This window comes from Mycobacterium sp., assembly GCF_049683355.1.
Taxonomy (GTDB): domain Bacteria; phylum Actinomycetota; class Actinomycetes; order Mycobacteriales; family Mycobacteriaceae; genus Mycobacterium.
In genome coordinates, this window is sequence record NZ_JBAUJB010000208.1 from 1 (window position 1) to 9,855 (window position 9,855).

General features: G+C 68.6%; 9 protein-coding genes and 1 pseudogene. 8 read left to right on the plus strand and 2 right to left on the minus strand.

Annotated features, from left to right (window positions below; genetic code table 11):
* From WA944_RS12550 to WA944_RS12575, 6 genes are all read left to right on the plus strand, one after another.
* Nucleotides 1-431 (plus strand): PucR family transcriptional regulator (locus WA944_RS12550; protein ID WP_526646993.1); only part of this gene is annotated, 431 nt, incomplete at its 5' end.
* A gap of 143 nt (nt 432-574) precedes the next feature.
* Nucleotides 575-1,525: an ACP S-malonyltransferase gene (locus WA944_RS12555; RefSeq protein ID WP_526369166.1), complete on the plus strand. Its 951-nt coding sequence runs from the start codon at nt 575-577 to the stop codon at nt 1,523-1,525.
* A 65-nt stretch (nt 1,526-1,590) separates the two neighbouring features.
* On the plus strand, nt 1,591-1,890 hold the full coding sequence (gene acpM / locus WA944_RS12560) for a meromycolate extension acyl carrier protein AcpM (protein ID WP_159234008.1): 300 nt from the start codon (nt 1,591-1,593) through the stop codon (nt 1,888-1,890).
* Complete coding sequence (gene kasA / locus WA944_RS12565) at nt 1,887-3,137, plus strand: 3-oxoacyl-ACP synthase KasA (RefSeq protein ID WP_526369164.1); 1,251 nt, start codon at nt 1,887-1,889, stop codon at nt 3,135-3,137. The genes acpM and kasA overlap by 4 nt, the downstream gene beginning before the upstream one ends.
* 48 nt (nt 3,138-3,185) lie before the next feature.
* Nucleotides 3,186-4,439 carry a 3-oxoacyl-ACP synthase KasB gene (kasB, locus tag WA944_RS12570; RefSeq protein ID WP_526609600.1) on the plus strand — a complete coding sequence of 418 codons (1,254 nt, stop codon included), beginning with the start codon at nt 3,186-3,188 and terminating at the stop codon, nt 4,437-4,439.
* Between the two features lie 11 nt (nt 4,440-4,450).
* On the plus strand, nt 4,451-5,884 hold the full coding sequence (locus WA944_RS12575; RefSeq protein ID WP_526646994.1) for an acyl-CoA carboxylase subunit beta: 1,434 nt from the start codon (nt 4,451-4,453) through the stop codon (nt 5,882-5,884).
* 51 nt (nt 5,885-5,935) lie between these two features.
* Here the strand turns inward: WA944_RS12575 and WA944_RS12580 are convergent, their stop codons facing one another.
* Nucleotides 5,936-7,495, minus strand: a complete 1,560-nt coding sequence (locus tag WA944_RS12580; RefSeq protein ID WP_526609097.1) for a glycerol-3-phosphate dehydrogenase/oxidase — start codon at nt 7,493-7,495, stop codon at nt 5,936-5,938.
* Nucleotides 7,492-8,067 (minus strand): TetR/AcrR family transcriptional regulator, encoded by a 576-nt coding sequence (locus WA944_RS12585; protein WP_526375950.1) that lies wholly within the window; start codon nt 8,065-8,067, stop codon nt 7,492-7,494. The genes WA944_RS12580 and WA944_RS12585 overlap by 4 nt, the downstream gene beginning before the upstream one ends.
* A gap of 56 nt (nt 8,068-8,123) precedes the next feature.
* Between WA944_RS12585 and WA944_RS12590 the strand changes: the two genes are divergently transcribed.
* Nucleotides 8,124-9,737: an FAD-binding oxidoreductase gene (locus tag WA944_RS12590; protein WP_526375952.1), complete on the plus strand. Its 1,614-nt coding sequence runs from the start codon at nt 8,124-8,126 to the stop codon at nt 9,735-9,737.
* Nucleotides 9,738-9,759: 22 nt separating this feature from the next.
* Nucleotides 9,760-9,855 (plus strand): annotated as a pseudogene (locus WA944_RS12595) (diacylglycerol kinase); the annotation flags it as partial.

Below are 9,855 nucleotides of genomic sequence, written 5' to 3' on the forward strand. Positions count from 1 at the left end.
GGATGAACGCCGTGGCCGGCTGGGCGGGCGCCCCGCGGCCGGTGGCGGCCCGCGAGTTGCTGCCCGAGCGCGCACTGCTGGGTGACGCCACCGCGGCGGTGGCACTCGAAGCCGAGGTGATGCGACCGCTCTCGGACGCCGGTCCGGCACTGATGGAGACGTTGGACGCCTACCTGGACTCCGGCGGCGCCATCGAGGCCTGCGCACGCAAATTGTTCGTTCATCCAAATACCGTCAGGTACCGACTCAAACGGATCGCGGATTTCACCGGCCGCGATCCCACGGTTCCGCGCGACTCCTATGTGTTGCGGGTGGCCTCCACGGTGGGCCGGCTGACCCGCCAGGCTCAGCAGTCGACCTCTGCGGTCGGCGGATCCGCACAGGCCGCAGGTGTTACTCCAGTCACACCCGCTGACCAAACGGGCGCATGACAGATTGCAGTCCGGTCTCAGTGGAGTCCCATCACATGCGGTTTTGTGGAGTACCTACAAAAACTTAAGACAAGGTTCATAATCTCTTACACCGTGCAAAACCGACTTCTCAATGTTTCCTTAGAGACGTGCCCCAGAAGACTGTGCTTGCCTTCCTCGCGCCCGGACAGGGTTCGCAGACTCCCAGCATGCTCGACGACTGGCTCGAGCTGCCCGGAGCTGCCGAGCGCATTGCGGGGTGGTCCGACATCAGCGGCCTCGACCTGGCCCGCCTGGGCACCACCGCCACCGCCGAAGAGATCACCGACACGGCGGTGACGCAGCCGCTCGTCGTGGCGGCGACGCTGCTCGCCCACGAGGAGCTCACCAAGCGCGCGAACCTGGCCGACAGCGACCAGGACACCACGATCATCGCGGCAGGACACTCGGTCGGTGAGATCGCCGCCTATGCGATCGCCGGCATGATCTCGGCCGACGAGGCCGTCTCGCTGGCCGCCACCCGCGGCGCCGAGATGGCCAAGGCCTGCGCACTCGAGCCCACCGGGATGTCGGCGCTGCTCGGCGGCGACGAGGCCGAGGTGCTCGCCCGCCTGGAGGCCCTGGACCTCGTTCCCGCCAACCGCAACGCAGCCGGGCAGATCGTCGCCGCAGGCGCGGTGTCGGCACTGGAGAAGCTGGCCGAGGATCCGCCGGCGCGGGCCCGGGTCCGTCGCCTCGCCACTGCCGGCGCGTTCCACACCCAATACATGACCTCAGCGCTTGCCGGGTACACCGCGGTTGCCGATCGAATCGCGCCGGCTGAGATCTCCGCGCCCCACGTCAAGCTGCTGTCGAACGCCGACGGCCGCCCAGTCTCCTCCGCCGCCGATGCGATGACCAAGCTGGTGGCGCAGATGACCAAGCCGGTCCGTTGGGATCTGTGCACCGCGACCATGCGCGAGTTGTTCGAGAAAGCGGACAACTCGGCGATCATCGAGTTTCCCCCAGCGGGAACGCTGACCGGGATCGCCAAACGCGAATTGAAGGGAACCCCGACCCACCCCATCAAGTCCCCCGCCGATCTGGACGGACTTGTGGAATCTCTCCGCAACTGACCATCACATCCCCGCAGTTCGTACGTTCCGCAACAAGTAACAACACACAGATAGAAGGAGCCACCGTGCCCGCCACTCAGGACGAAATCATTGCCGGCCTCGCCGAGATCATCGAAGAGGTCACCGGTATCGAGCCCTCCGAGGTCACGCCCGAGAAGTCGTTCGTCGACGACCTGGACATCGACTCGCTGTCGATGGTCGAGATCGCTGTGCAGACCGAGGACAAGTACGGCGTGAAGATCCCCGACGAGGACCTCGCCGGCCTGCGCACCGTCGGCGACGTCGTCGCGTACATCCAGAAGCTCGAGGCTGAGAACCCCGAAGCCGCCGCGGCCATCCGGGCGCAGATCACGGGTGACAAGTGACCAGACCTTCCACTGCTAACGGCGGTTACCCCAATGTGGTGGTGACCGCTGTAACAGCGACGACGTCGATCGCGGCGGACATCGAGAGCACGTGGAAGGGCTTGTTGGCCGGCGAGAGCGGAATCCACGTCCTCGAGGACGACTTCATCACCAAGTGGGACCTGCCGGTCAAGATCGGTGGGCACCTGAAGGAACCGCTCGACCCGCTGATGACGCGGCTCGACCTGCGCCGGATGTCCTACGTCCAGCGGATGTCGAAGTACCTGGGCAACCAGCTCTGGGAGACCGCGGGTTCGCCCGAGGTCGACCCGGACCGCTTCGCGGTGGTCATCGGCACCGGTTTGGGCGGCGGTGAGAAGATCGTCGAGACGTACGACGCGATGAACGAGGGCGGGCCCCGCAAGGTGTCCCCGCTCGCCGTTCAGATGATCATGCCGAACGGCGCCGCTGCCGTCGTCGGCCTCGCACTGGGCGCCCGCGCCGGGGTCATCACCCCGGTGTCGGCGTGCTCGTCGGGGTCCGAGGGCATCGCCCACGCCTGGCGGCAGATCGTCATGGGTGATGCGGACATCGCCGTCTGCGGCGGTGTGGAAGGCGGCATCGAGGCACTGCCCATCGCGGCGTTCTCGATGATGCGCGCCATGTCGACCCGTAACGACGATCCGGAAGGCGCGTCGCGGCCGTTCGACAAGAATCGCGACGGGTTCGTCTTCGGCGAAGCCGGCGCACTGATGGTCATCGAGACCGAAGAGCACGCCAAGGCCCGTGGCGCCAAGCCCCTGGCCCGGTTGCTCGGCGCAGGCATCTCGTCGGACGCTTACCACATGGTGGCGCCGGCGCCGGACGGTCTGCGGGCCGCCCACGCGATGAAGCGGGCGATGGAGACAGCGGGCTTGTCCGCCGAGGACATCAGCCACGTCAACGCGCACGCCACGTCCACCTCGATCGGTGACCTGGCCGAGGCCAACGCCATCAGGGCCGCCGGTGTGGAACACGCCGCGGTGTACGCGCCGAAGTCGGCGTTGGGTCACTCGATCGGCGCTGTCGGCGCACTGGAGTCGATCCTGACGGTGCTCGCGCTGCGCGACGGTGTCATCCCGCCGACACTCAACTACGAGACACCCGACCCCGAGATCGGTCTCGATGTCGTCGCGGGTGAGCCTCGATATGGGGAATACCAGTACGCCATCAACAATTCGTTCGGGTTCGGTGGCCACAATGTGGCATTGGCCTTCGGTCGCTACTAGGGGACCCGACCGACACGTTTGATCGGAGAAAGGACGCGCAGCTCACCCATGCCTTCGGCTACCACAGGTAACGGACTTCCGGACGTCGTCGTCACCGGCATCGCGATGACCACGAGTGTGGCCACCGACGCCGAGGCGACCTGGAAGGCGCTCCTGGATGGGCAGAGCGGCATCCGCAGGCTCGAGGATCCCTTCATCGAGCAGTTCCAGCTTCCGGTCCGCATCGGCGGTCACCTGCTGGAGGACTTCGAGTCGGAACTGACCAAGGTCGAGAACCGGCGGATGTCCTACGTGCAGAAGATGGCCGCCGTGCTGGGCCGGCGGGCCTGGGACGACGCGGGCGCGCCGGAGGTCGACACCGATCGGCTGTTGGTGTCGATCGGCACCGGCCTCGGCGGCGCCGAAGCACTGGTGTTCGCCTACGACGGCATGCGGGAACGCGGTCTCAAAGCCGTCTCACCGCTGTCGGTCCAGATGTACATGCCCAACGGGCCGTCGGCGGTGGTGGGGCTCGACCGCCACGCCAAAGCCGGCGTCGTCACCCCGGTCTCGGCGTGCGCGTCCGGCTCGGAGGGCATCGCCCAGGCCTGGCGCAATATCGTGCTCGGCGAAGCCGACATCGCGATCTGCGGTGGCGTCGAGCAGCGCATCGAGGCCGTGCCGATCGCTGCGTTCGCCCAGATGCGCATCGTCATGTCCACCAACAACGACAACCCCGCCGGTGCGTGCCGCCCGTTCGACAAGGACCGCGACGGGTTCGTCTTCGGCGAGGCCGGTGCGCTGATGGTCATCGAGACCGAGGCGCACGCCAAGGCGCGGGGCGCCAAGCCGCTGGCGCGGTTGCTGGGCGCGAGCATCACCTCCGACGGATTCCACATGGTGGCCCCCGACCCCAACGGCGAACGCGCGGGCTACGCGATGTCGCGGGCCATCGAGCTGGGCGGTCTGCAACCCACCGACATCGACCACGTGAACGCACACGCCACCGGCACCAGCGTCGGCGACGTCGCCGAGGGCAAGGCCATCAACAACGCGCTCGGCGGTCACCACCCGGCGGTGTACGCGCCGAAGTCCGCGCTCGGCCACTCCGTCGGCGCTGTCGGCGCGGTGGAGTCGATCCTGACCCTGATGGCGTTGCGCGATGGCATCATCCCGCCCACGTTGAACCTCGAGAACCTCGATCCCGAGATCGACCTCGACGTGGTGGCCGGGAAGCCGCGCACCGGAGAACTCCGGTACGCGATCAACAATTCGTTCGGATTCGGCGGGCACAATGTCGCACTCGCCTTCGGTAAGTACTGACAGGAGATGACATGACGACAATTGAGAATGGCCTGGCCCCCGAAGAGGTAAACGAATCACTCGATCCGCGTGATCCGCTGCTGAGGCTGTCGACGTTCTTCGACGACGGCACTGTCGAACTGCTCCACGAGCGGGACCGCTCGGGCATCCTGGCCGCGGCTGGCGCCGTCAACGGCGTGCGGACGATCGCATTCTGCACCGACGGCACCGTGATGGGCGGCGCCATGGGCGTGGAGGGTTGCGCGCACATCGTCAACGCCTACGACGTCGCCATCGAGGAGCAGAGCCCGATCGTCGGCATCTGGCACTCCGGCGGCGCCCGGCTCGCCGAGGGCGTCAAGGCGCTGCACGCGGTCGGCCTGGTCTTCGAGGCGATGATCCGCGCGTCCGGCTACATCCCGCAGATCTCGGTGGTGGTCGGCTTCGCCGCCGGTGGCGCCGCCTACGGCCCCGCGCTCACCGACGTCGTCATCATGGCGCCGGAAGGTCGGGTGTTCGTCACCGGACCGGACGTGGTGCGCAGCGTGACCGGTGAGGACGTCGACATGGCGTCGCTCGGCGGCCCCGACACCCACCACAAGAAGTCCGGCGTGTGCCACATCGTCGCCACCGACGAGCTCGACGCCTACGACCGCGGTCGTCGTCTGGTCGGATACTTCTGCCAGCAGGGGCATTTCGACCGCAGCAAGGCCGAGGCCGGCGACACCGATCTCAAGGCGCTGCTCCCGGATTCGTCACGCCGCGCCTACGACGTGCACCCGCTGATCGTCGCCCTGCTGGACAGCGACACACCCTTCGAGGAGTTCCAGGGCAAGTGGGCACCGTCGATGGTGGTCGGCCTGGGCCGGCTGTCGGGACGCACCGTCGGTGTGCTGGCCAACAACCCGCTGCGTCTCGGCGGTTGCCTGAACTCCGAGAGTGCGGAGAAGGCAGCGCGTTTCGTGCGGCTGTGTGACGCCTTCGGGATCCCGCTGGTGGTGATCGTGGACGTTCCCGGATACCTGCCCGGCGTGGACCAGGAATGGGGCGGCGTGGTGCGCCGCGGCGCGAAGCTGCTGCACGCGTTCGGCGAGTCCTCGGTGCCGCGGGTCACGCTGGTCACCCGCAAGATCTACGGCGGCGCCTACATCGCGATGAACTCGCGGTCGCTGAACGCCACCAAGGTGTTCGCGTGGCCGGAGGCCGAGGTGGCCGTCATGGGCGCCAAGGCCGCGGTGGGCATCCTGCACAAGAAGAAGCTGGCCGCCGCGGCTCCCGAGGACCGTGAGGCGCTGCACGAACAGCTCGCCGTCGAGCACGAGAAGATAGCCGGCGGCGTCGACTCGGCGATCGAGATCGGCGTGGTGGACGCGAAGATCGACCCGTCGCACACCCGCAGCGTGCTGACCCAGGCGCTCGCCGAGGCACCCGCGCGCCGCGGCCGCCACAAGAACATTCCGCTGTAAACCCGTCCCGGGCTGTAAGCCCTTCCGCCGGAACTGTATTCCAGCAGGCCGTTACTCGGATTTGCCCTGCTGGAATACCGTTCCGGCGAGTATTTCCTCGGCCGCGGCTTCCGCGCGCGACCGGTCCCCGGCGACCAGGCCGATGCGGGTACGCCGGTCGAGGATGTCTTCGACGGTGAACGCGCCCTCATGGGTCACCGCGTACTCGAACTCCGCCCGGGTGACGTCGATGCCGTCGGCGACCGGATCGGTGGGTCGCTCGCAACCGGCCTGTGCGATCACGTTGGGCGCCTCTGCGCCGTAGCGGGCCACCAGTGAGCTCGGGAGTTCGGCCGGCGACCGCAGCGTGGCCACCGGGTTCGACGGAGCGCCGACCAACGGCAGACTCCGGGTGCGACAGACTCCTGCGGTCAGACCGCGCAGCGTCACGGCACGGTCCACGACGTCCTCGGCCATGTATCGGTACTCGGTCAGTTTCCCGCCGATCACGCTGATCACCCCCGATGGCGATTCGGTCACCGCATGCTCGCGAGACACGTCGGCAGTACGACCCGACCCGGTGTCGATCAGCGGGCGCAGGCCGGCGTAGGCGCCGACGATGTCGTCGTGGCCGAGCGCAGTGTCCAGCGCGGTGTTGACGGTGTCGAGCAGGAACGCGACGTCCGACGGGGTCGGGTGCGGCACATCGGGGATCGGCCCGGGGGCGTCCTCGTCGGTCAGCCCCAGATACACCCGACCGAGTTGCTCGGGCATCGCGAACACGAACCTGTTGATCTCGCCGGGGATCGGAACGGTCAGCGCCGCAGTGGGATTGCCGAACGCGGCGGCGTCGAACACCAGATGGGTGCCGCGGCTGGGTCGCAACCGGATGGATTCGTCGACCTCGCCGGCCCACACCCCGGTGGCGTTGACGACTGCGCGGGCGGTGACGTCCGTCGTCTCCCCCGTCTGCACATCGGTGAGGGTTACCGAGGTGCGGGTGGCATCCGACGCCGCGACCCGGGTGAGGATCCTGGCGCCGTGCTGCGCGGCGGTACGGGCGACCGCGGTGACCAACCGCGCGTCGTCGACGAGCTGACCGTCATAGGCCAGCAGCGCACCGTCGAGGCCGTCGCGGCGCACCGTCGGCGCCAGCGCGACAGCGCGTTGCGCATCGATCCGGCGGGACCGCGGCAGCGTCGCCGCCGGCGTGCCGGCCAACTTGCGCAGCCCGTCACCCGCGGCGAACCCGAACCTCACCAGCGCCCGGGAGGCGGCGGTCATCTCGGGCAGCAGCGGGACCAGTTGCGGCATCGCCCGCACCAGGTGAGGGGCGTTGAGGGTCATCAGGATTCCGCGTTCGACGGCGCTGCGCCGGGCGATGCCCACGTTGCCGGTGGCGAGGTAGCGCAGTCCGCCGTGCACCAGCTTGGAGCTCCACCGGCTGGTGCCGAACGCCAGATCGTGCTTCTCCACCAGCACCACCGACAGGCCCCGGCTCGCCGCGTCCAGCGCGATGCCGGTGCCGGTGATGCCGCCGCCGATGACAATCAGGTCGACGGTCGTGCCGTCAGTGAGCGCGGCGAGTTCCCTGGCACGCCGCGAGGCGTTCAGAGCCGTTGTGCTGCTCATGGTTTCAGATATCCGTTCAGCGAATGGGCGAGCTCGACACCGAGCGCCTCGCGGTCGAGGATCTTCTCGACCATCTGGGAGGACTGGATGGTGGACTGCGTGATCAGCAGGCACATCGCGCCCATCTGGCGCGGATCACCCGGCCGGATGCTGCCGTCGTCCTGCCCCGCGGCGATCGCCTCGGCCAGCGCCTCGACGAGGATCTGCTGGCTGGTGCCGAGGCGTTCGGCGATGTACACCATCGCCAAACTCGGCGCGTTGATGATCACCGACATCACGACCTCGTCGTTACGCAGGTGCTCGGCCACCGCGACCACCCGCTCGACCAGTGCCGTGCGCCCGGGGCCGCGGGACGGGACGGCGTCGAGCACCCCGGCGATCCGGGCCGTCAGCAGTTCGGCGATCACCCAGCGGATATCCGGCCAGCGACGGTAGATCGTCGGTCGGCTGACTCGTGCCCGCCGCGCGATCTCGGTCATCGTCGTTCGCTCGACGCCGAACGCCAGGATGCACGCCGCGGCGGCATCGAGGATTCGCTTCTCGACGCTGGCATCAGCGTTACGGATTGACATCGTTTGTAATACTGTAACCCATGACGCGCCCCGATGCCCATCCGGACCAACCCCCGATGCAGTGGAACGCCTGGGGCGACGCCGCTGCGGCCAAACCGCTGTCACCCGGGATTCGCGCGCTGCTGGAGCAGGCGCTCGGCATCGAGGCGCACGACGTCGACGAGCCCAGCGCCGATGAGGTCCGGTTGCGGCCGTCGGCGTTGTCCCAGACCGACCGCAACGGTCTGAGCGCCATCATCGGCGCCGCCAACGTCACCGTCGACGACCGCGCACGGTTGCTTCGCGCCGGCGGCAAATCCACTCTGGACCTGCTCCGACGGCGCGATTTCGGGGTTCAGGACGCTCCCGATGCGGTGCTGCTGCCGGGCGGCGAAGACGAAGTGGCCCAGATCCTCACATTCTGCGCAGATCGCAGCATCGCCGTCGTCCCGTTCGGCGGCGGCACCAGCGTCGTGGGTGGACTGGACCCGCTGCGCGGGGACTTCAAGGCGGTGGTGTCGCTGGATCTGCACCGACTCGACGGGTTGCACGCGCTCGACGAGGTGTCGTGGGAGGCCGAGTTGGGCGCCGGCCTGAGCGGGCCGGAGGCCGAACGACTGCTCGGCGAGCACGGCTTCGCCCTCGGCCACTATCCGCAGAGCTTCCTGTTCGCCACCATCGGCGGGTTCGCCGCGACGCGGTCGTCCGGTCAGGACTCCGCGGGCTACGGCCGGTTCGACGACATGGTCCGCGGCCTGCGCGCCGTCACCCCGGCCGGCATTCTCGACCTCGGGCGAGCCCCGGAATCGGCGGCCGGACCCGATCTGCGCCAGCTGCTCATCGGCTCGGAGGGCACCCTCGGGATCATCACCCGGGTGCGGGTCCGCATCCACCCGATCCCCGAAGCCACCCGGTACGAGGCGTGGTCGTTCCCCGACTTCGCCACCGGCGCCGACGCGCTGCGCGCGGTCGTCCAGACCGGCACCGGTCCGACCGTGGTCCGGCTGTCCGACGAGGCCGAGACCGGCGTCAACCTCGCCACCACCGAGAACATCGGCGAATCGCAGGTCACCGACGAGCGCTTGCGCGACGAGAAGACAAGCACCGGCGGGTGCCTGGCGATCACCGTGTTCGAGGGCACCGAAGCCCACGTCGCCAGCCGCCACGCCGAAACCCGGGCCCTGCTGGAAGCCGGCGGGGGAACATCACTGGGTGAAGAACCGGCACGCGCCTGGGAGCACGGCCGGTTCAACGCTCCCTACCTGCGTGATGCGCTGTTGTCGGCGGGCGCCCTGTGCGAAACCCTGGAGACCGCCACCATCTGGTCGAACGTGCCGGTGCTGAAGGCGGCGGTCACCGAGGCGCTCACCGCCGCGCTCACCGATTCGGGGTCGCCGGCGCTGGTGCTGTGCCACATTTCGCATGTCTATCCGACCGGGGCATCGCTGTACTTCACGGTCGTGGCCGCCCAGCGGGGCAACCCGATCGAGCAGTGGCGCACGGCCAAAGCGGCCGCATCCGACGCGATGATGCGCGTCGGCGCCACCATCACCCACCACCACGCCGTCGGCGCCGACCACCGACCGTGGATGCGCGACGAAATCGGCGACGTCGGGGTCCAGGTGTTGCGCGCGGTCAAGAAGTCCCTCGACCCCGCGGGCATCCTCAACCCGGGCAAGCTGATTCCGTGAGGCCGCGGACGCGAGGAGCAATATGACCCAGCCTGCGCGCGTCACCGTGCTGACCAACCCGGCCTCGGGGCACGGCCGCGCGCCGCACGCCGCCGAGCGCGCCATCACCCAGCTGCAC